The organism is Nostoc sp. UHCC 0251, from assembly GCF_034932245.1.
Lineage (GTDB): Bacteria > Cyanobacteriota > Cyanobacteriia > Cyanobacteriales > Nostocaceae > Nostoc.
The window spans coordinates 1-22,121 of the sequence record NZ_JAYGHD010000300.1; the positions used below are offsets into that span (position 1 = coordinate 1).

At 40.1% G+C, this 22,121-nt stretch carries 21 protein-coding genes; 11 read left to right on the forward strand and 10 right to left on the reverse strand.

All coding sequences use genetic code 11. The features are described 5' to 3' along the window. Nucleotides 1-214: 214 nt before the first annotated feature. Together VB740_RS22435 and VB740_RS22440 are read right to left on the reverse strand one after the other, a co-directional pair. Nucleotides 215-1,306 (reverse strand): glycosyltransferase family 4 protein, encoded by a 1,092-nt coding sequence (locus VB740_RS22435; RefSeq protein ID WP_416290413.1) that lies wholly within the window; start codon nucleotides 1,304-1,306, stop codon nucleotides 215-217. Nucleotides 1,307-1,435: 129 nt separating this feature from the next. Further along, entirely contained in the window at nucleotides 1,436-2,551 is a 1,116-nt protein-coding gene (locus VB740_RS22440) for a class I SAM-dependent methyltransferase (protein WP_323202116.1), read from the reverse strand. A 407-nt stretch (nucleotides 2,552-2,958) separates the two neighbouring features. Between VB740_RS22440 and VB740_RS22445 the strand changes: the two genes are divergently transcribed. Continuing rightward, the gene (locus VB740_RS22445) at nucleotides 2,959-4,275 is read left to right on the forward strand and encodes an ABC transporter substrate-binding protein (protein WP_323202117.1); all 1,317 of its coding nucleotides are present in this window, start codon (nucleotides 2,959-2,961) and stop codon (nucleotides 4,273-4,275) included. 258 nt (nucleotides 4,276-4,533) lie between these two features. Here VB740_RS22445 and VB740_RS22450 read toward each other — a convergent pair whose 3' ends face one another. Further along, nucleotides 4,534-5,280 carry a hypothetical protein gene (locus tag VB740_RS22450; RefSeq protein ID WP_323202118.1) on the reverse strand — a complete coding sequence of 249 codons (747 nt, stop codon included), beginning with the start codon at nucleotides 5,278-5,280 and terminating at the stop codon, nucleotides 4,534-4,536. 224 nt (nucleotides 5,281-5,504) lie between these two features. Here VB740_RS22450 and hemE point away from each other — a divergent pair, with 224 nt between their 5' ends. The 4 genes from hemE to VB740_RS22470 all read left to right on the forward strand — a co-directional run bounded on the left by hemE (nucleotide 5,505) and on the right by VB740_RS22470 (nucleotide 11,149). Beyond that, nucleotides 5,505-6,566, forward strand: a complete 1,062-nt coding sequence (gene hemE, locus VB740_RS22455) for a uroporphyrinogen decarboxylase (RefSeq protein ID WP_323202119.1) — start codon at nucleotides 5,505-5,507, stop codon at nucleotides 6,564-6,566. Nucleotides 6,567-6,750: 184 nt separating this feature from the next. Beyond that, complete coding sequence (locus VB740_RS22460) at nucleotides 6,751-7,704, forward strand: NAD(P)-dependent oxidoreductase (RefSeq protein ID WP_323202120.1); 954 nt, start codon at nucleotides 6,751-6,753, stop codon at nucleotides 7,702-7,704. A 340-nt stretch (nucleotides 7,705-8,044) separates the two neighbouring features. Further along, nucleotides 8,045-9,643, forward strand: coding sequence for a B12-binding domain-containing radical SAM protein (locus VB740_RS22465; RefSeq protein ID WP_323202121.1), 1,599 nt, complete (start codon nucleotides 8,045-8,047; stop codon nucleotides 9,641-9,643). A 672-nt stretch (nucleotides 9,644-10,315) separates the two neighbouring features. After that, entirely contained in the window at nucleotides 10,316-11,149 is an 834-nt protein-coding gene (locus VB740_RS22470; RefSeq protein ID WP_323202122.1) for a DUF4114 domain-containing protein, read from the forward strand. Between the two features lie 122 nt (nucleotides 11,150-11,271). Here VB740_RS22470 and VB740_RS22475 read toward each other — a convergent pair whose 3' ends face one another. Together VB740_RS22475 and VB740_RS22480 are read right to left on the reverse strand one after the other, a co-directional pair. Continuing rightward, nucleotides 11,272-12,540, reverse strand: a complete 1,269-nt coding sequence (locus tag VB740_RS22475) for a tetratricopeptide repeat protein (protein ID WP_323202123.1) — start codon at nucleotides 12,538-12,540, stop codon at nucleotides 11,272-11,274. Nucleotides 12,541-12,699: 159 nt separating this feature from the next. Continuing rightward, a complete protein-coding gene (locus tag VB740_RS22480) occupies nucleotides 12,700-13,368 on the reverse strand; it encodes a 2OG-Fe dioxygenase family protein (RefSeq protein ID WP_323202124.1) in 669 nt (222 codons plus the stop codon). A 243-nt stretch (nucleotides 13,369-13,611) separates the two neighbouring features. Here VB740_RS22480 and sfsA point away from each other — a divergent pair, with 243 nt between their 5' ends. Continuing rightward, the gene (gene sfsA / locus VB740_RS22485) at nucleotides 13,612-14,337 is read left to right on the forward strand and encodes a DNA/RNA nuclease SfsA (protein ID WP_323202125.1); all 726 of its coding nucleotides are present in this window, start codon (nucleotides 13,612-13,614) and stop codon (nucleotides 14,335-14,337) included. 187 nt (nucleotides 14,338-14,524) lie between these two features. On the opposite strand, the gene VB740_RS22490 is transcribed toward sfsA, so the two are convergent. Further along, the gene (locus VB740_RS22490) at nucleotides 14,525-14,926 is read right to left on the reverse strand and encodes a fasciclin domain-containing protein (RefSeq protein ID WP_323202126.1); all 402 of its coding nucleotides are present in this window, start codon (nucleotides 14,924-14,926) and stop codon (nucleotides 14,525-14,527) included. A 158-nt stretch (nucleotides 14,927-15,084) separates the two neighbouring features. Between VB740_RS22490 and VB740_RS22495 the strand changes: the two genes are divergently transcribed. Next, on the forward strand, nucleotides 15,085-15,225 hold the full coding sequence (locus VB740_RS22495) for a hypothetical protein (RefSeq protein ID WP_323202127.1): 141 nt from the start codon (nucleotides 15,085-15,087) through the stop codon (nucleotides 15,223-15,225). Between the two features lie 447 nt (nucleotides 15,226-15,672). Further along, nucleotides 15,673-16,113, forward strand: a complete 441-nt coding sequence (locus tag VB740_RS22500) for a 2TM domain-containing protein (protein WP_323202128.1) — start codon at nucleotides 15,673-15,675, stop codon at nucleotides 16,111-16,113. A 71-nt stretch (nucleotides 16,114-16,184) separates the two neighbouring features. On the opposite strand, the gene VB740_RS22505 is transcribed toward VB740_RS22500, so the two are convergent. Then, on the reverse strand, nucleotides 16,185-16,409 hold the full coding sequence (locus tag VB740_RS22505) for a hypothetical protein (protein ID WP_323202129.1): 225 nt from the start codon (nucleotides 16,407-16,409) through the stop codon (nucleotides 16,185-16,187). A gap of 309 nt (nucleotides 16,410-16,718) precedes the next feature. Between VB740_RS22505 and VB740_RS22510 the strand changes: the two genes are divergently transcribed. Both VB740_RS22510 and VB740_RS22515 read left to right on the forward strand, forming a co-directional pair. Further along, entirely contained in the window at nucleotides 16,719-17,045 is a 327-nt protein-coding gene (locus tag VB740_RS22510; RefSeq protein WP_190910156.1) for a phasin family protein, read from the forward strand. Between the two features lie 78 nt (nucleotides 17,046-17,123). Further along, nucleotides 17,124-17,645: an FKBP-type peptidyl-prolyl cis-trans isomerase gene (locus VB740_RS22515; protein ID WP_323202130.1), complete on the forward strand. Its 522-nt coding sequence runs from the start codon at nucleotides 17,124-17,126 to the stop codon at nucleotides 17,643-17,645. 82 nt (nucleotides 17,646-17,727) lie between these two features. Here the strand turns inward: VB740_RS22515 and dnaB are convergent, their stop codons facing one another. The 3 genes from dnaB to gloB form a co-directional block, all read right to left on the reverse strand. Continuing rightward, nucleotides 17,728-19,071 carry a replicative DNA helicase gene (gene dnaB / locus VB740_RS22520; RefSeq protein ID WP_323202131.1) on the reverse strand — a complete coding sequence of 448 codons (1,344 nt, stop codon included), beginning with the start codon at nucleotides 19,069-19,071 and terminating at the stop codon, nucleotides 17,728-17,730. Between the two features lie 79 nt (nucleotides 19,072-19,150). Continuing rightward, complete coding sequence (gene rplI / locus VB740_RS22525; protein ID WP_323202132.1) at nucleotides 19,151-19,609, reverse strand: 50S ribosomal protein L9; 459 nt, start codon at nucleotides 19,607-19,609, stop codon at nucleotides 19,151-19,153. 279 nt (nucleotides 19,610-19,888) lie between these two features. Next, a complete protein-coding gene (gene gloB / locus VB740_RS22530) occupies nucleotides 19,889-20,662 on the reverse strand; it encodes a hydroxyacylglutathione hydrolase (RefSeq protein ID WP_323202133.1) in 774 nt (257 codons plus the stop codon). A 378-nt stretch (nucleotides 20,663-21,040) separates the two neighbouring features. Here gloB and VB740_RS22535 point away from each other — a divergent pair, with 378 nt between their 5' ends. Next, nucleotides 21,041-22,048, forward strand: a complete 1,008-nt coding sequence (locus tag VB740_RS22535) for a hypothetical protein (RefSeq protein ID WP_323202134.1) — start codon at nucleotides 21,041-21,043, stop codon at nucleotides 22,046-22,048. Nucleotides 22,049-22,121 lie beyond the last annotated feature (73 nt).

The following is a 22,121-nucleotide window of genomic DNA, read 5'->3' on the forward strand; positions in this document are numbered from 1 at the left end:
GGCAGATCGCGCAGCGTGTCGTAGACAAGGCAGAAGGGAATTCTGATTCCTGCCCGACGCTCGTTCGCGGAGCGTGTCGTAGACAAGACTCGCTAACGCTTCTCTACGAGAGGCTACGCCAACGCTATCTGGTACGACCGGAGTCCGTAAGGGTTTAAGACCCCCACCCAATTTTCTTGTTTTGTGGCCCCAATTTAGGAGGGGTTTGAATCCCCTACAAAACATTGAACCTTCTGTCTTCTGCCCTCTGCCTCCTGCCTTCTTCAATGAGAATTTTTTGAAACCATTCTTCTACGCGATCGCCCATAGCTTCTAAAGAGTATAGAGTTTCTGCTTGCTGGCGACAAGTTTGGCGGTCAATTTCATCCAAATGCTTAATCGCTTCTACTAAACCTTGAACGCTATCAGGTTCCACCAAAAAACCAGTTTTCCCTTCTTGGACAATTTCTGTTAAACCACCCCGACGATAAGCAATTAAAGGTACTCCACAAGCAAGCGCCTCTATTGCTACATTTCCAAATGCTTCTACCCAACGAGGAGTTACTAAAAGTGCTCGACATTGACCTAACTCTTTTTGTAGCTCAACCGTTGGTAAAAATCCTACATATTCGATGGGAGCATTAGGATATTCTTGACAAATCTTTTCCCAGTAAGATATATCCTGTTTGAACCCGAATATTTTTAGTGTAATACCAGTGATTCCTGCTGCTGCTACTGCATCTTCTAGTCCTTTTTCAGGAGCTATCCTACCTACCCACGCCAAACTCTGAGTTGGTTTTTGGCAAAACTGATAAATAGATAAATCCAAACCATTTAACAGACAAATACACCGTTTTGCAAATGTGAAAGTTGCTGCCTGTGTTTGACTGTGAACACCGATAGTATCAGGAAAATTGATTGCTACTTGTTCAATAATGTGATCCATTGCATCTGTCAAAGAACCCATGCTGATCAGATGTGCGATCGGAATCTGAAAAAATGGTGTTAAATACAATGGCAACCAATCATAAGCAAAATTCACAATCAAATCATAATCGGCTTGGACTTGACGAGCATAATCCCACATATTCGCTAAAACAGAATTTTTATGCAGCAAAATTGGATCGCTACGATTCTGATTTTGCGCTGGTATCTGTATTAGTTCACCGGTAATTTCTTTAATAGTTAAGCTATTGCTGGTAGACTCTTGTGGTGCAACAATTTCTAATTTATGTCCTCGCCGCAGCATCTCTGTAGCAATATTAGATAGGGTTAATTCTACTCCGCCTCCCAATCCTGAACCTAGCGGGCCCATTGGGGTAGACATAAATAATAATTTCTGGGACATTTTCACCGTTGATGTATTTTTATAAATATCATTTGTTTCACATAAACAAAGCAATTATTGGGTTTCGCTATGGCTCCACCCAAAAGAAATAAAACACTGATGAAGGGTTTATTTTTCAGCCACTATACAAGATATTACTGGGTAATCTGGATGAAAAGCATCTAGATCCTCTTTTGTAATTTCCTCGACAGTAATTCCATGAAAAATAGCAACTACAGACTTGGTATTACCGTAAACATATAATTTGTGTCTGGCAAAATTTTTAAATAACAAAGAAAGTCCATCAGGTAGAGGTCTCCAATAATCTGCCGGACGATCATGAAGTCGTTGGGCATTAGGCACTAAACAGAAACACTTACCACCAACTTTTAGCCAACTATGTATGTTTTGGGCTACCTGCCAAGGTGCATAACAATGTTCTAAAACATTGAATATAATAATTGAATCATAAGATTCCGGCTCAATTAGTGATTGATCGTGAGCGTCTCCAACAATGTCAACCCCTGGACTTGCTTCTAAATTGAGTACACGATATCCTGGACGGTCGGAAAAGTTATAAAACTCTCGATCTTTAGGTACTGAACCAATTTCTAGGACATTACCAACCACTTGGTCTTTAATTTCTTCAACAAACTTACTCAGATAATATCTGTCTATGGGAGTACCCCGTGTAAATCCACAAGCATGACAAATAGGATTTTTTCTATTAAAGCTACCCCAATCAATTGCACCTATAGCTGGGGATAAAAGACCGATATCATTCATCAGTTCAACTACTTGAGTAAATGATTTTAGGCTATCAACAGTATCTAAATCTTCTTCAAGTTGCTGTTTGTAGAATAACAGGGGAAGAACTTGATAAGTTTCTCGGCTGACTACACCTAGATCAATTACAGGATCTAGATCAACTATACCCTTAAAACCACTATCATATAAATTAATTTGTTTATCTAAAAGTGATACAACAAAATTATCAGAATGTTTTAATGAATCATAATAGTTTTGGATTTTCAAATAAAGTTTTTCATCAATTGGAGCACCCTGTTTGCTGCAATATATGTTATGAGCTTTTTCTATATCATGTTCATGAACAAATATTTCCAATATCGTCAGCCACAGTTTTGAAGAAATCATCTGTTTTGGACGTTGACTCCAGCCAAAAACCGCATACAATTTTGAATTTTGCACTTGCAAAAAACTGCTAGTGACATAATGACTTGCCATGATAGATTTATCCAGTTAGTATTTTATCTGTACATTTGGGAAATTATACATGATAAATATGAATTTATAGCAATCTGATTCGATGCATGAACTGACTTGTAAAGACTCTAGATTTTAACTGGCAAGCCCAGACTGCCGAGTTAGTATTTTTAATAATTAAGGAAAAAAACTCTTGAGGCTGGGGGAGAAAGAAAATTATTGAAAACAATACCTTCGCCAAGTTACGAGGCTTGGCATAGAAGAAGCCTAGATAATACAAAGTTTTTTTGTAAGATGGCATGGCAAAAAACTGAGTCAATAAAATCTTGTATATTTTTTGTGGAGGTAATTTTGACCGTAGTGTACGTCTGGGTGGAGTCTCTACGTTTAGCTTAATAATCAAGCACACATTTGGTATGAAAGTTTCTATGTTCCCATCCCAAATTCCGAATTTTTTCCGCCAGTTAAACAATTCTACTTGGTGGCTTTCGGTGATAAGGATTATTCTTAGTATATTTTTCATATTCTTATATGGTTGTCAAGGGACAGTTTATAAGAATGACAGAGTAATTCATTTGAGTCTATGGCAATCAATCAATCCCCCTGCTAATCGGGATGTATTTAACAAACTAGTAAATAAATTTAATCAGACTCATAATGATATTAAAGTTGAATCTATCTTCGTAGGTCAACCCCAGTTGCCAAAAATATTAACAGCTGTTGTGGGGAATGCACCTCCAGATATCCTCTCATTCGATCCTCAATTGACAGGTCAATTTATGGAACTAGGGGCAATTCGTCCTTTAGAAGAATGGCTGGACAAATTGTCATTGAAGTCAGAAATTAGCCCCAACCTATTAGAGGAACTAAAATTAGACGGTCATCTTTGGTCAATCCCACTCTCCACGAGCAATTTAGGTATTTTTTACCGACCTAAACTTTTTCAAGCTGCGGGGATTACGCAAATTCCTAAAACTTGGGAAGAGTTAAGGGAAGTTGCCAAAAAATTGACCATAGACCGAAATGGTGATAATAAACCTGAACAGTACGGAATGTTGCTGCCTTTAGGAAAAGAAGAATGGACTGTCTTTAGTTGGTTTCCTTTTTTATTGAGTGCTGGGGGAGAGATTGTCACAAATAACCGTCCGAATTTGACGAATGCAGGAGCGATCGCAGCTTTACAATTTTGGCAAGATATATTAAAAGATGGTTCAGCAACCCTTTCTTCCCCAGAGCGTGGTTATGAAGAAGATGCTTTTATTTCAGGTCGCGTTGCCATGCAAATTACAGGCCCTTGGAGTTATATATTGAAGTCCAATGTTGACTTTAAAGTATTCCCCATACCTGTAAGTGTGAAACCTGCTACAGTGACAGCCACTGGAAATATGTATTTGATGAAAACTACACCAGAAAGAGAGCAAGCTGCACGCAAATTTTTCGAGTATGTTTTAAGTGAAGAATTCCAAACAGAATGGAGTATGGGGACGGGTTTTTTACCAGTTAATATTAAATCTGCCCAAAGTCAGGTTTATCAAGAATTTCTTCAGCAAAAACCTATCTTAAAAGCCTTTATAGACCAAATATCTGTAGCAGGTTATCGACCAATTATTCCTGGCTATAGTCGCTTGTCTGACAGTTTAGGTCGAGCCATCGAAGCCACTATGCTAGGGGCATCTCCAGAAACAGCACTTAAACAAGCTCAAGCAAACCTCGATTCAATTTGGGATTCCCTACAATCTAGATGAAATCTAAAATCTTAACTAAGGTTTTTACTTAGCCTTGCAAAAACTAAGTTTCAAACCCGATGCTTAATTATGATCAACTAGAAATTCCACTCCGGCGAGGTGAAAAGAAGGGTGTAGGGGACAGGGTGTTGGGTGTAGGGAGTACGGCATTGGACGAGGCTTCTAACCTCGCCCAATGCAAGCGCCTTGAAGAAGGCGGGGCTTCTGACCCAATAGTTGTTGGGGCTATTTTTTCCCCTACACCCAACACCCAATACCCTACCCCCGCCCCAACGGGGCTGGTGAATTTCTTTTCAAGGTACACAAGCCAATTGCTGGTATGGCTCCTAGTATTAGTGCTGTAAGTCCTTGTCCACTCCAATATAATATGGAGACACGGTAGGTTTCTGGAATCAAATTTTGCACAAGAAAAAGCAACCAAACCAAAATAGTAATTAATAAGAAAGAGATTGAGGGTAAAAAATTCCACCACCAAATGCCTGTTGTATATCGCCTCAGTACCATCCATTGGCAAAGTCCCAGCCAAATACCAGAAATCATATATGCGATCGCAGACAGAAATCCAAAAATAAAAGTTTGTTCAGGAGATAAAATTTCATTTAACGATGAGGCAATAGTTGAAATATAGTTAATCCAGGCTGTAGAAACACCATTGGCAATTAGCCAACCGACACTAGTAGCAAATAGCCACTGCCAACCCGGTAAATATTGGTAAAGGACAAGGCTCTGGTCGGCAGCGAAAATCAAGGCAAATACAACGTTACTGAGACTTCTGACCAAAATACTCCATGTTTCTGGTTGGATTCCAGCACTAAGTAAGCTTTGGAGAATAATTTTCTCTAAGGCGATACTGGCAACGCCACCCACAACCCATCCAATCAGGGTCATTAAGGTAAACTGAATAAAGAACCTCTGTCGCTGCGATCGCGGAATCAAATACTTTCCTGGATTAGGCTCGCTATTAGCAGATGCAACACCATCTGGACTGTTAGAGTCAGTTTGCATATCAAGTTAGGGGAGTAGAGAGTGGAGACAACACAAAAGAGTGACGAAATTCTTTTATATTCCACTTTCTTTGTTAATTCTTGTTTTATCCCATTTCCGACTCGATTTCCCTTTGGTGTAAAGGGACTAGGGCTTTTGCTGACAACTTGCTAATAAAGCGTAATCCCAGAATGATAAGCTAAACAGTGGCATAAAAAAGTGACTCTTTTAGGATGAAGTAATAAATGGGTGTTTCTTCAACGACTCCTCATCTCTTACGGGCTGCTCGTGGTGAAGTAGTAGATCGTCCCCCTGTATGGATGATGCGACAAGCGGGACGATATATGAAAGCATATCGAGACTTAAGAGATAAGTATCCTTCGTTTCGCGATCGCTCGGAAATTCCAGAAGTAGCAATTGAAGTTTCCTTGCAACCGTGGAGAGCCTTCCAACCAGATGGAGTAATTTTATTTTCTGATATTGTCACCCCATTACCTGGTTTGGGTATTGACATGGATATTGCCGAAGGTAAAGGGCCAATCATTCACTCGCCCCTGCGGACTCAAGAACAAATTGATCGTCTGCATCCCTTAGAACCAGAAGCAGCTCTACCATTTATTAAGACAATTTTGCAGGCGTTGCGCTCTGAAGTGGGCAATCAATCAACGGTGTTGGGCTTCGTGGGTGCGCCGTGGACGTTAGCAGCTTACGCAGTTGAGGGAAAAGGTTCTAAAACCTATTCCATTATCAAAAACATGGCATTTTCAGATCCGACGATACTGCATCAATTGTTAACTAAATTAGCAGATGCGATCGCAATCTATGCCCGTTATCAAATTGACTGTGGCGCTCAAGTTGTGCAAATGTTCGATTCTTGGGCGGGTCAACTGAGTCCTCAAGATTATGACACCTTTGCTCTCCCCTATCAGAAGCGAGTTTTCCAGCAAGTCAAGCAAACCCATCCCGATACACCTTTGATTTTGCTAGTTAGCGGTAGTGCGGGTGTGTTGGAAAGAATGGGACAATCAGGCGCTGATATAGTCAGTGTAGACTGGGCAGTGGATATGGCAGACGCACGAGCCAGATTAGGTAAGCAAATGAAAGTTCAAGGAAATCTTGACCCAGGCGTGCTATTCGGCTCTAAACAGTTTATCCGCGATCGCATTCTTGATACCGTTCGTAAAGCTGGTAATTGGGGTCACATTCTTAATCTCGGTCACGGTGTCTTACCAGAAACTCCAGAAGAAAATGTCGCTTTCTTCTTTGAAACAGCAAAGGAATTAAATCTTGCAGGAGTTAAGGGTTAGGAGTCATTCAATTTTAGATTTTAGATTTTAGATTTTAGATTTTTTCTTCAATCCAAAATTAAAAATCTAAAATTTACCGAGTGATCAGTTGTCAGGTGCAAACTTATTTTTAACTCGTGATTCGGAACTTTTAACTTCATTTTTAACTCTTCACTGTTAACTCCTTACTTTTAATAAATTTTTTATGAGCCAGAAACGGATTTTAGTGACTGGTGCAAGTGGTTGTGTAGGTCATTATTTAACAGAAGCCTTAATTAAAGAAACAGATCATGAACTGTATCTACTAGTTAGGAACCCAAGCAAACTGCAACTTGATACCAAGGCACGTTCAGGTATCAACGTTCTACAAGGCGATATGCAAAATATTCGGCAGTTTGCCGATTTGCTATCCACAATTGATACAGCAGTACTCACAGCCACAGCTTGGGGAGGTGAGGAGACATTTGATATTAATGTCGTCAAGACTATAGAGTTGATGGAACTGCTAGATCCAGAACGTTGCCAGCAGGTGATTTATTTTTCGACAGCTAGCGTTTTGAATCGGTATAATCAACCATTAAAAGAAGCCGGGGAAATTGGGACAGATTACATCCGTTCCAAATATGACTGCTTAGAGAAAAAAGAAAAATTAGCGATCACACCCAAAATTACCACAGTTTTTCCGACTGTAGTATTGGGCGGTGATGCGAATAAACCCTATTCTGCTGTCACATTTGGTATTCCAGAAGTGACGAAATATATTAATGTGATTCGCTTTTTGGAAGCAGATGGCAGTTTTCACTTTATCCACGCACGAGATATTGCTACTGTAGTGCGATATTTAATTGATCATCCTATCGAAAACAATCAACCACGTCGGCTTGTTTTAGGCCAAGCACCGTTAACTGCTAATCAAGCAGTGAAACAAGTTTGTGCTTATTTGGGCAAAAAGATTTATTTTCGTATTCCCATATCTATAGCATTGGCTAATTTGATTATTGTTCTGTTCCGCATTCGGATGGCTGCTTGGGATAGATTTTGCATGAACTATCGGCATTTCACCTATGAAAAATTTGTCAACCCCGATAGCTTTGGCTTGTCAAATTATTGTGCAACCATGAGCGATGTTTTAAAAATTAGTAACGTTAAACGTGCATGATATCTATTCTTTGCTAATGATGGCAGTCATTTCTTGCAAAGATAAGCCGACACAAGCGACCAGAATACCAGTCCCTAGTTGCCCATTTGCTGACTTTTCACGTTATGTGGAAAAGTCCACGAAAAACCTAACCCCCTTCCCGCATCGGGAAGGGGGAAATTCAAAGTCTCTCTCCTTTTAGGAGAGAGATTTAGAGAGAGGTTTTCCAGATGCCGTGAAAAGTCAGGCCCATTTGAAGGAAAAATATCAATGGTAAAATAAAACAACTTTAATAAAAAGTCAATAACTCTTTATTTTCGTTAGAGTGGGATAACAATCAAAGTGTGAGGATTGATACTACATGCGAATCTTGTTAGTGTATCCAATATTTCCCAAAACCTTTTGGTCTTATGAAAAAATCTTGGAGTTAGTTGATCGCAAGGTTTTATTACCACCTCTGGGTTTAGTAACAGTAGCCGCGATTCTGCCCCAAGAATGGGAATTTAAACTGGTTGATCGCAACATCCGCCCAGCAACAGAAGAAGAATGGGCATGGGCAGATGTAGTCATCTTCTCCGCCATGATTGTCCAGAAACAAGATTTACTTGACCAAATCCAGGAAGCTAAAAAACGTGGCAAGTTAGTCGCAGTCGGCGGTCCCTACCCCACCTCTGTACCTCACGAAGTTGAAAATGTTGGTGCAGATTTTCTAATTCTGGATGAAGGGGAAATCACGTTGCCCATGTTTATTGAGGCAATAAAAAGGGGAGACACATCTGGCACTTTCCGCGCCACAGAAAAACCTGATGTGACAAGCACACCAATACCCCGCTTTGATTTATTAGAATTGGATGCCTATGACATGATGTCGGTGCAGTTTTCGCGCGGGTGTCCTTTCCAGTGCGAATTTTGTGACATTATTGTTCTCTACGGGCGCAAACCGCGCACTAAAGCCCCAGCACAACTGTTAGCAGAGTTAGATTACCTCTATGAATTGGGTTGGCGGCGGGGTGTGTTCATGGTGGATGACAACTTTATTGGCAACAAGCGAAATGTGAAATTGTTGCTGAAAGAGTTAAAAGTCTGGATGGCAGAACATAAATATCCCTTCCGATTTGACACTGAAGCTTCAATTGACTTAGCCCAAGACGCAGAAATGTTGGAGTTGATGGTTGAGTGTGGTTTCTCGGCGGTGTTTTTGGGAATCGAAACGCCGGATGAGGATAGTTTGCAAATGACCAAGAAGTTTCAAAATACTCGCAGTTCTCTAACTGAGGCAGTGGAAACCATCATCAAAGCCGGATTGCGCCCAATGGCTGGGTTTATTATCGGGTTTGATGGCGAAAAAGCGGGTGCAGGCGATCGCATTGTTCGCTTTGCAGAACAAGCAGCTATTCCATCTACTACCTTTGCCATGTTGCAAGCGTTACCTAACACCGCGCTTTGGCATCGTCTGAAAAAAGAAGGAAGACTGCGGGAAAATCAAGATGGCAACATCAACCAGACAACATTGATGAACTTTCTGCCCACCCGTCCCCTGGAAGAACTCGCCAGAGAATATATTGAAGCATTTTGTACTTTATACGACCCAGTACAGTACTTGGATCGCACCTACCGTTGTTTCTTGATGATGGGTTTGCCGAGTTGGAAAGCGCCAGCGAAAATGCCAGAGTGGTTGGTTGTGAAAGCGTTGCTGATTGTGATTTGGCGACAAGGAATCAAACGAGAAACTCGTTGGAAGTTCTGGCACCATTTGTTTAGTATTCTCAAGCGTAACCCTGGAGTTTTTGAGCATTACCTCGCCGCTTGTGCCCACAACGAGCATTTTCTAGAGTATCGCCAAATTGTGCGCGATCAAATTGAAAGTCAGCTAGCTGAATATCTCGCACAAGGTGCAGAAAAGCCATATGTCCTAGTGAAGGAAAAAGTTGAAGAAAAAGCTGAAGCAGTTGTCAGTTAGGTGTTGTAACGGTTAATAGGTAATGGTAAGACTCTATTTTCTTCTGTAAGTCTATAATTGCGGCGTATGATTTGAGAATTACAGAAGAGGTAGGGCTATAAAGTTAGGGGTACTCATAATACCCCTAATTTTTTATGCTAATTTCTACCTAGACTACAAGAATTAGTGCAGCAAGAATGACAATGCGCCCAACAGCTAGAGCAAAGGTTGCAGAATTGGAGGATTAACCCAGAGGGTTTATAAAATTAGGTAATGCGTAGATAAGACAATGCTTTGTTTCAGCTTCTTTATCAAAACTACTGTGCGTAATGGGTTACTTTGCCTAAAATCATTAAGTATCTACGTATCCCAATACAACCTATATAGGTTAAGGTTTTGGCTTTTAAATATCAAAATTACACATCTTATTTTAAGGAAAAGTATAAATTTATCATAAAGGTTTCCTTATATTTAAGTTTAAACTCTAAATGCTAATAACAGCGAATAAAGTTATAAATTAATGTGATTTATCAGTATAAATACATTAAATAAAAAGCTATTTAAATATATAAATAAAAGCTCCAATAAACATTGACTTTCGTAAAGCATAGCTGTTAGAAATTAAGGAACGACACAGGCAGTTTTTCAAAAGATTACTGTCTACATTGTTTTGCCTATTTAATGACTCTTGATATGAAACCTGTTTTATTTACTGCCTTACTTGCTGCTAGCGCTACCTTAACCGGATTATTCTCCCAAGTAGAAGCTGCATCTGCTGCTGACTTTAATTGGGATAGTTCCTGGACTCAACCAACGGTATATAACAAGTCTCAAACAGGTTTTAACGACACTCCTTTTCAGGAATTTGTCCAAGCTGAAAGTGTTATCCTTCCAAACAGCGGACAATTTAAATTAGATCCCACTCAATTAAACCTAAAATACGACTACGATGTTTCTGTTTACTTTATCAATGAGGGCGCTGGTTATAGAAATCAGTTAGCTTTCGATGCCGTAGGAACTACTAACAAGTCTGGGCTGATTTTTAATGATATTTCTTGTCAAGGAACTGGATGTGTTGGCGACTGGGGCGGTAATGCACTAAAACTAGGGGATGGCGTCAAACTTGGTAATATTACCGCAGGTACTCAACTCGACTTCTGGCTGAGATCAGATGGTTTGAACCGTGGCAACGATGCCAATATCTTTGGTACTAAAACTGCCTCAAATCCTGACAAACTACAGCACACTGTTGCTTATGCTTATAATAATTACATCTTACTGGCGTTCGAGGATTTATACGGTGATTTACGCGCTTCAGGGATAGATTCTGCAACTGGTAAGTTAAACGAAGGTTCTGACCGTGACTTTAATGATGTTGTCGTCGTTCTTGATATCGGCGAGGCAAATGTTAGAGGGTTAATTGGCGCTACAGTTCCTGAACCATCTGTTACTCTATCAATGTTCGCTCTAGGAGCAGTTAGTATGTTTGGATTACGTCGTCGCCGTCAAAATCGCACTTCTAACTAAACTTTGAAACCATGTTAATATAATATGCTTTTAGTTTAGTTATAAAATAATAAGAAATTGCTGACATTTTCACCCGTACAATTATACGGGTGAATTTACATATATATAGTGGCATTTATATTTTATCTATTGCGATCGCGTTCTAAGTCATCAATCACTTTTTGCAAATACCACTCGTCTGACATCCCAGGATAATAATCTTGCTTCTGCTGAATTAATCGTTCGGCAATTTCCCAATATCCCCCAACCATTCGCAAAAGTCGCTGACGTAGCAGGTTATATTTTTGCTTTTTTGACTCTGGACTAAATTTTTGGATTTTTTCTAGGCTACTTAAGACTTGTTGATAATTTGCCCAGTCTTCTTGTTCACAAAAAATACTCGCCGCCCGTTGATAATCTTCCAGAGCATTTTGCATTTCTTCTATGCAAGTATAGGCAATGCCGCGATTGTAGTAAGCTTGAGCATCATCAGGGTTTATTTGCAGCGCTTGGGTATAATCTTGGATTGCACCGAGATAGTTAGCCATTGCCCGATAGGCATTGCCTCTGGCAATATAGACTAAGGGATCTTTGGGTTGCATCTGAAGTGCTTGGTTAAAGTCTGCGATCGCACCTTGATGATCGCCTAATACAGAACGTGCTTTACCTCGGTTGCGATAAACAATGGCATCTTGAAAATTTAGTCGCAATGCTTGATTAAAATCTGCGATCGCTTCTCGATAATTACCCATTTTGCAACGCACAACCCCACGACAACAGTAAGCTTGGGCATCTTGTGGGTCAGCTTTTAATATCCAGTTTAAATCGGCGAGTGCCTCTTGCGTATCTCCCTTTTCAGCCTTTTCTAATAATTGCGTGAAATATTCATTTGTGGATAAAATGGGCGCATTTGGAGAATGTGATTGCTGTATAACAGCTTTTTCTTGCGGTTGTAACTGTTTAATTTGTTCCAGACACAGACGACAATTATCTTTATCCTGTTGTTCTAGATATAATTGTGCAGCTTTTTTAAAGTTAGCGATCGCGTCTTGAATGCTACCCTGTTTACGCCGTACTATCCCCCGCAGATTATAAGCAGGAGCATAATTGAGATTAAGACGAATAGCGCGTTCAACATCGTCTAGCGCCCCAGGTAAATTTTTCAGCACCACCCTTGCTAATCCACGACAATAATATGCCTCTACACTCTCAGGATTAATCTTCAGGGCTTCTGTATAATCTGAAACAGCCTTAAGGATTTCTCCTGTGTCATAATGTGCCAAACCCCGTTGTAAGTAGGCTTCGGGAAAGTAAGGTGTCAGTTGTAAAGCCTGGTTAAATTCCTGAATTGCTCCAGCGTAGTCTTTTCGCCTAGCCTTTTCTAATCCTCTATTGTAAAATTCGTCATTCATGGCATTTGTTTATAAAAAATGTAGCTTTATTAATTGATATGGCAACTTTAGCCATCAATTTAGATAAACCACTATCAGCACAACTAAAAAAACTGGGGAAATGACTACATTCAATTCCCCATCTCTCATAAATTATAAAATGTTTGCAGTTAACTAGAATTATTCTGAAAGCAAGCTAGGAGAAGTCAGTACAAAAACATCCCTACTTCCTTGAGCGCCAATCTGTGGTTTGATGGGGGTTGTAAAGTGGAAAAACTCATGATCGTTAACTAATAAAAGTTCTCCCGGATTTAGAACTTTGCTTAACACAGGTTTTTCTTCTTTGGCGACATACAGATGTGTTTCTCCACCTTGAATATTATCTCTATCTACTGAAAATATACCAATAAAATCAGTACCATCTTGATGGATACCTTCAGGCGCTGGATTACCCAAATTATCTTGTGAGCAAATAGTTCTAATTTGATGAACTCCGATTTCAGCTTCAGGATGGAGTTTACAAGAATCACTAAATGCCAAGACAAGATTTCTAAAAATATCAAGTTCTATGAGTGCATCATCTAATTCTGCAAACTCTCTTTTTCTATCGCCCATTAATGGATTATATTCTTTACTTTGAAAGAAGTGTCCATGAGGTAATTTGATTAAATGATTTCCAGAAACTGTGAACCGAGATAATCTTCTCGAACGATAGTTGCCTTCGATATAAGGATCAACAGGCATATTACTAAAAAATGGCTTGAAACCTTCTGGATTGATCGAATTTACTTTTCTTAGAGTAAACAGAAAAGCATATTCTAATTCCGTTGCTGTCCACACTTTTTGCATAGGATTTACCTCCTTGCATGTTGAAATTCTCCCGGATTTTTCTTTATGGGAGGCTTATAACACTTAGTATATGCTACTTTTTATTAAAATGTTGTCATTTTAACTACAAAAGTTGACACTTTGTGATATATAGATTTACTCAATTTCTGTTATAGGGCGGAGTAGTTGCTGAAAAGATTTGCTGTTGAGAGATAGGTGGGTAAGGAATCGACGTATATTTACTAGCAGCAACAAGGTTTTATAATGATAGATTGGCTTTACCGTTACCCACCTTTGTATTCGGGTATTCTGCTAAAACGCTACAAGCGGTTTTTTGCTGACGTTCAACTTACTTCTGGCGAAATAGTGACAGCACACTGTCCAAATACAGGGCCAATGACTGGAGTATCTACTCCCCAAAGTGCGGTACAGCTTTCTAAAAGTGATAATCTTAACCGCAAATTGGCTTACACTTTAGAACTAATTCAGGTACATGACAACGAACCGACTTGGGTAGGCATAAATACTTTTTTACCCAATCGGATTGTAAAGCTAGCTTTGGCGAAACATCTTTTCCCAGAATTGGGTGACTATAGCCAAATCAAGGGTGAGGTAGTTTATGGACTAGATAAAAAAAGTCGAGTGGATTTTTTCTTAACGGGGAGTGATGAGGAACGCCCGATTTATTTAGAAGTGAAAAATACAACTTTGTCTGAGGGGAGACTAGCCTTATTTCCCGACACGGAGACTACAAGAGGACAAAAGCACTTACGAGAACTAATGGCACTGCTACCTCTAACTCGTGCGGTGATGCTTTATTTTATCAATCGCAGTGATTGTACTGAGTTCTCCCCTGGCGATCGCACAGATCCTGTATATGGTAGATTATTACGGGATGCGATCGCTCTTGGTTTAGAAGTTTTACCTTGCCGTTTTGACATTTCCCCCGAAGGTATCCGTTATTTGGGTTTGGCAAAACTAAAAATTTGATCCACTAGAAACATTGCAATGCAACGTCTATAAACGCATAAAACAATAAATCCATCTAGATACTGTCTAGATGGATTTATTGGTAGTTGGTGTTTACTAAATAAAAAACATTCAACCAGACTTTAATGGAGAAACGACTATAGTTAGTTGCAGCCCCACAAATAGCATTCGCTATTCTGACGTTTGCTTATGCAGGAATCAAAACTGTGTCAATTACATGGATGACGCCGTTATCAGCAGCAACATCTGCTGCTGCAACAGTTGCATCATTGATCTTAACGCCATTAGAAGCGTCAATTTTTACATCTGAACCTTCAACTGTTTTAGCTGACTTGAGCTTAACTACATCAGCAGCTAGTACCTTGCCTGATACAACATGATAGGTCAAGATTTTTTTGAGCTTAGGAATATCTTTCAGTAATGCGTCTACTGTACCTGCTGGAAGCTTATTAAACGCTTCATCAGTAGGTGCGAAGACGGTAAATGGCCCAGGGCCTTTCAGTGTATCTACTAAACCAGCTGCTTGGATTGCTGCAACTAGTGTGTTGAAAGAACCATTATTAGTGGCGGTGTCAACAATATTGGCCATGTGCTTTACCTAGTTCTGTGTAACTTGTTACAAATCTAAACTATTTATTTAATAAAATCTATCTATCGTTAGACGTAGGGCGAATAAAAACTTTTATCGATAGCATAAATAATTCTCTATATTTTTATACAAATATGTACATTGTCTGAGTGGATGAGTTGGCAGCACTTCTAGGATACGTAGTTTACCGCCGCAGGTATCGCTCATTTTTCTATACATCGGTAGGAGCGATCGCCATACAACCTCAACAGGAAGGTGCGTCACGTCACTTTGCTTTTAATTTAAAATTCAAAATCTAAAATTAAGAATCACCATAAATAAATTTAGTTGCTCTGATGTCATGAGTTTTTGTCGGTCAGATTATACAAATTAAAATTTAGACTAGGCAAAGCTTGATAACTATTTTTATAAAATTTATGTGTCTATTGCCTCCAAATCAGATGCAGATATAGGTTTTATTAGTTAATATAAGAACCCTCATTAAAAAGGATAACTTTACTTTTGTAATTGTCAATATTTTTTGATATGGCTAAAAATAATCTTTGACTGAATATTTGAAAAGCAACATAGAGGTATTGACAAATACAGTAGCCATAAACTAATTGTGAGAAAATAATAGGGATGCAAGTTTAGCTAATTATTGGGTGCAAAATGTGGAGCCATTCGCTAACTGAATTGAACGAAATATGTTAAACAATTCGTGAAATCAAAGGCGCATTTACACACAAACTTATAAGGTAGTTAAAATGACTTACGATTCTGAAGATGTACAAAAAATCCTGCAAATAGCGCTCACTCGTAGACAGGAAGGTGAATTTTCACGAGAAGAACTTATAGAAATGGCATCTGAGTTAGGTATTTCTTCTGATATTTTGGGAAAAACTGAAAAGAACTGGTTAATTCAACAAGAAGAGGAACGATCGCAACTTACATTTAATACTTTCCGACGCAAAGCATTTTGGACACACTTTGTTTCATTTATAGCTGTGAACTTATTCCTTATTCTTTTGAATCTAATAACTAGTCCTAGTTATTTTTGGGCTATCTTCCCAATATTAGGATGGGGGTTAGGACTATTTTTTCATTGGTGGAGCGTTTATCAGAGTAAATCAGAAGATTACGAGATAGCCTTTCAGAAATGGCGTGCAAAAATTTTACTTATTCCTACTTTTAAAGATGGGGATTAGTCATTAGTCATTAGTCATTAGTCATTGGTCATTAGTACCAATGACTTAAATTGTCGTGAAATAAGCTAAGTTTAATTCCTATAATTTTTTGGGGCGATCGCTTCACTATACACTATGGCGGAAGTTGGCTGTTTATCTACGAGTTGAGAGTAATCTTTCACCCAAAAATGGGGAAATTTCCGTACTTGATACTTTGCTAACTCTACTCTTAGATAAGATTCTCTAAGTGCTTGGATGGATTTATCTTCATTAGTCTGTAAATCTGCTTGGGGCATGGCTTTCCACTGCTTCTGCATTGCCCAACAAATGATGAGGATAACTTTTGTGTGGTCATTGAGGCTAATCCAAACCTCTTTAGCGATAAATCTAGGATATTAAGCCAGCGCTATTGTCCAAATTTATGCGTCCTTCTGGATAAAATTTTCCCTTAAATTGGGGGCAACCTTAAAGTTGAGTAGTTCTATAAACATACCTTGTGATCTCTGTGTTTGCGAATTTGCCAAAATAGAGATGTAGGCTAGAATAACTGCGCTTTTAGCATAGCTTGATTGCTTACACTCAGGAGCAAGGATCGGCTGGTTTGAAATAAGTAAGAGGAAGGGAGTATGGACAGCAACAACAACTGGTTGCAACAGCTAATGATGGTAGGTCTTGGCACAACGTCTTTAGTAGCAGAAAAACTGCGCCAAGTCAGCGATGATTTAGTTAAAGACGGTAAGCTCAATCCTGAGCAAGCCAAGGCAGTTATAGATGATATTGCCCAGCAGTTAAAGTCGGAGCAGGGAAACTTCGATGTCCAAATGCAACGGCAAATGCGAAATATGATGCAAGATTTGGGGGTAGCTCGCCAGTCGGAAGTGGATGAACTACGGGGTAGAATTGACCGTCTAGAGCGTCAATTGCGCGATTTGGAAAATAAGCTTTGGCGTTAAGATGTCATTTGTGATTTAAACTAAATGTGTCCTATTGGTAATTTTTTTGCCAGGATACCTAAGTAAGGAGAACTGATTTTGAAACCAATTTTCCTCAGCGTGGCGTTCATGCTGGTATGTGTTGTGCTTTTGGTTGTAGGGCAAGTAGGCAGTAAACAGAATACTGCCATTGCTGCCGAGTTAACCCAAACGCCGCCAGCGCTGACAACTTTAACTGAAAATAATACTCTAATTGCGAGCAATACTATGTCTGATGCTAATGCCGTAACTACCCCCTCTGGATTAAAGTATGTCGAGTTAAAAGAGGGAACTGGAGCGACTCCTCAATCTGGACAAACGGTTGAAGTTCACTATGTCGGCACTCTAGAAGATGGTACTAAGTTTGATAGTTCACGCGATCGCGGGCAACCCTTCAGCTTTAAAATTGGTGTTGGACAAGTAATCAAAGGTTGGGACGAAGGACTTAGCACCATGAAAGTAGGCGGTCGTCGTCAGTTAATTATCCCTCCAGAGTTAGGTTATGGCGCTCGTGGTGCTGGTGGTGTGATTCCACCCAACGCAACTCTGCTGTTTGATGTGGAATTGCTCGGAGTTAAGTAGAAACTAGGGTATGGGGAATTGGGCATTGGGCATTGGGCATGGTTTCACCTACTCCCCAAGCTCCCAGTGCCCAATTCAATGACTAAATTTTTAAATTTTGAAACTTTGTAAACTGTGGATTGAAAAGAAGTTTTGCAGTACCTGTAGGCCCGTTGCGATGTTTAGCTATAATCACTTCTGCAATGCCGCGATCGGGAGTATCTGGAGAGTAATATTCATCTCGATATAACATAATTACTAAATCCGCGTCCTGTTCGATCGAACCCGATTCTCTCAAATCTGACAACATCGGACGCTTATTAGTACGTGCTTCCACCCCGCGACTCAACTGAGATAAAGCAATAACTGGTACAGATAATTCACGCGCTAAACCTTTGAGTTGACGCGTAATTTTTGACAATTCTTGTACGCGATTATCACCGGCTCCTTCCATTAATTGCAAGTAATCTATTACAATTAATCCTAATTCAGTTCCAACTTCTGCTTGCAGTCTTCTTGACTGACTACGCATTTGTGTAACTGTAATATTCGGCGTGTCATCAATATAAATTGGCATTTCAGAAAGGATACCAATAGCACGGCTTAAAGGTTCCCACTGTGTTTGACTGAGGCGACCAGTCCGTAGATAACTACTTTCAATTTGCGCCTCACTAGCTAATAGCCGTTGCGTCAGCTGCTCTTTGGACATTTCCAAGCTGAAAACAGCAACTGGCAATTTATAAGAAGCAGCGATGTTATGAGCAAGGTTCAAGCAAAACGCTGTTTTTCCCATTGATGGGCGACCCGCGACAATAATCAAATCAGAACGCTGAAAGCCGCTGGTCATAGCATCTAAATCGTAGAATCCGCAGGGAATACCTGGTAAGGCGATGCCTTGATTTCGATCTTCAATATCTTGAAAATTATTAATTAAAGTATCAGAAATGTGAACTAAACCCGATTGGGGACGCTCTTGAGTGACTCCAAATACTTTCTGTTCTGCCTGATCTAAAACTTGTGGTAACTCGGTTTCTGTCTCGTAACCAAGATGTACAATTTCATTGCCAGCTTTAATTAACTGTCGCCGCAGGTATTTTTCCATCACCAACCCTGCTAAGGCGTCGATGTTCACGGCTGACACTGTGCGGTCTACCAGAGTTGCTAATTTATTTCTGCCGCCTATGCGGGCAAGCAAATCATGGTCAGTTAGCCAACTTGTGACTGAGAGCAAATCTGTGGGTTTACCTTGGGTGTGAAGCCTCACAGCTGCTTGATAAATATCTTTGTGAGCGCTAATGTAAAAAGCTTCTGGAAGGAGGCGATCGCTAACTCGACTAATCGCTTCTGGATCTAGTAAAATACCCCCCAAAATCGCTTCTTCCGCCTCAATATTTTGGGGTGGGAGGCGCTCGCTACCTAGCCCTTGAAAACTCAGTTCTTCAGCCATAAACGATTTTAGTTTTGAGATGAAAGAGACGCGATTAATCGCGTCTGTACAAGAGTTAGCCTGCTTCCTCTGCTGTCTCCTAGCTAGCGACGACTTGAATATCGATTTGTGCCGCTACTTCAGAATACAACTTGATTTCAGCTTGATAAGTACCAAGGTGGTTAATATCGGGAATGGTAATGCCACGCCGATCAATTTCTTGACCCGTGGCTGCCTTAATTGCATCTGCAACATCTTGGGTGGTGATAGTACCGAAAATTGCTTCGTTTTCACCAACTGGTTTAGCAATTGTCAAGCTGCCAACTTTTTCTAAAGATTCTTTTTGCTCAATAGCTTGTTGTCTGAGTTCTAATTGCCGTTGACGTTCTTGCTCACGACGGCGTTCTACTTGCTTGAGAATACCAGGAGTGGCATTGGTTGCCAATTTCTGGGGAATCAGATAATTACGAGCGTAGCCAGGAGCTACTTCCACTAAGTCGCCAGATTTTCCCAGCTTACTGATATCCTGATTTAAAACTAACTGTACGCGTTTCGCCATCGTTTTTCCTGTAAAATCTGATTAATTCGGGTTTGGCTAAGATAGCTCACAATGTCAGTGCTGTATTCCAAGCTTCTTTGCCTATACCCTAAAGCTTACAGATCGTAGCGAAAGGAAGGGTGCGATCGCAACTATTCGCGATAGAAAATTGAATTAATGGTGGAGCAGGGAGTAGGGAGCAGGGGGAGCAGGGGAAGCAGGGGAAGCAGGGGAAGATGAGGGAGAACAATATAATAACCAATGCCCAATGCTCAATGCCCAATGCCCAATGCCCCATACTTAAAAGTTATTTCTCATTTCCCTTATCCGCGCAAAGGTTTGGACTGCATCGCTACTCTTGACAGTTAATTGTAATGATTGCTGATCCCAACGTAAAAAGGGGTTGGTGCGTTTCTCCGCTCCCAGCAGTGAGGGGATGGTAGCTTCTCCCCGACTACGGTAAGCCTTCACTTCATTGAAGCGTCTTTGTAAGTCGGCATTGCCGCCATCCACAGTTAAGGCAAATTGGAGATTTTTTAAGGTGTATTCGTGGGCACACCAGACGCGTGTATCATCGGGTAGAGAGCGCAATTTGCTCAAAGAGTCCACCATTTGGGTTGGTGTTCCTTCAAACAAGCGACCGCAACCGCCAGAAAATAACGTATCGCCGCAAAATAGATCGCCTGTCTCGCCAGCTTTTTCGGGAGGGAAGTAGTAAACGATATGAGCGCGGGTATGTCCAGGAACGAAGATAACTTCAGCTATGCGGTCTGCAAACTGGACGCGATCGCCTTGATTTAAAAACACCTGTTGTCCGGGGATTCTACCACGATCCTCGGCTCCTCCATAAACTATCAGTTGGGGGAATTTTTCTATTAGTTGCTTATTACCACCTACATGATCGTTATGGTGATGTGTGTTTAAAATTGTTACTAACTCAGCTTTTAACTCTGCCAGTTTTTTTAATACTGGTTGAGACTCCGCTGGATCGACAACAGCGGCGATATTTTGCTTGCGATCGTACAGTAAAAATATATAGTTGTCTGAGAGTGCCTCAAGACGAATTACCTGCATTACCTTTGCCTCCCTTATGAGCAAATGCTTAGTATCTAAAAATGCTACACTTACGTAAGATTTCGCTAGACGAACTAGCAAATATGGCGTTAAGTTTATTTAGGCTTTTATTGAAGCTTGATATCTGAGGTTAGGTAAAAATATCCCCTTTTCCATAATTAATGACAAATTAAAGGCTGATTCAGCCTTGCATTGAAAAACTTCAGAAGTCATATCTAGCCTATATTAAAACCATTTCCTAGTCTAGAAAACCTTAGTTATTAAATAAAATTGACAAAGTTTTGCCAACAAAAATCAACTAAGATTTTTAGCGCCGAATAGTCCACATCTGATCAAAATTTCATCCAAGACTATCTTAACGTCATACACAAATCTTCTATGTACAAAGAATTTCGGCAACAGGTAATTTCAGCAATTCGGGACGCTATGAACAACGCCCGATATCCCAAGCGCATTCTTGTGGTGCGACAGAAAGATCACCAGTCTACATACAATGACTACTTTCTTTATTGGGTAAATCAAAATGTACCTGAAGCAGCACATCTGTTTGAACTTCATTATCTCCCTTGTGAGATAAATGACTGGGAGCGCTATGCACTATTTCTACCTTGGCTACAAGATCCCCTGAAAGAAAGATTTCCGCATATTTATCAATATGCCAAGCCAATAGAAGCAGAATGCCAAAAACGTAACATTCCCATTGTTAATCCCATTGATAACCTCTCAAATTCAATTAAATCACTGGCAGCACAACGAATTGGTAGCATAAAAGGTATTCGTACTGCCAAAACAGTACCTATTACTGATGTAGAAGCTTTTAAAAAGACACAAGCAGGATTGTCAACCCCCTTCTTTATCCGTGAAGACTGGGTGCATGGCTGCCAAATCTTTTTCGTCCAAAATCTTGATGATTTGGCAAATGTCCCTTTTGAAAAGTTTATTGCCCCTATTGCAGTAGAATTTCTGGATGTTAGGGGAGAAGATGGTCTGTATCGTAAGTATCGCTACTTCGCTATGGGAGATGAAGGTATCCCTGGCCCTTTAATGGTTTCCAAATCTTGGGAAGTACGCGACAACGATAATCGCGTAATTAATGAATCAATAATAGCAGAGGAGATTGCTTATTTCAGTGGAGAAGACCCCAATCACGAACTTTTACAGCAGGCACGCAAAGCATTAGGTTTTGATTTTATGGCTTTTGATTACAGCTATGACGAACAGGGAAACCTCATGGTCTGGGAACCAAATCCTTTCCCAGTAATCTGGGGTTCACATGACGGTGAACCTGATAAAGAGTATGCATTGCCATCAATAGACCGTATCTATACAGCACTCCTAAAATATTACTTGCAGCGTGCCAACATCTCAATCAAAATACCAACTTAGTTTATTTACCAATACTTAATTTTCTCCAGCGTGAATTTTGAACTATACCTTTTCAACAAGAAGGATGTTTAAT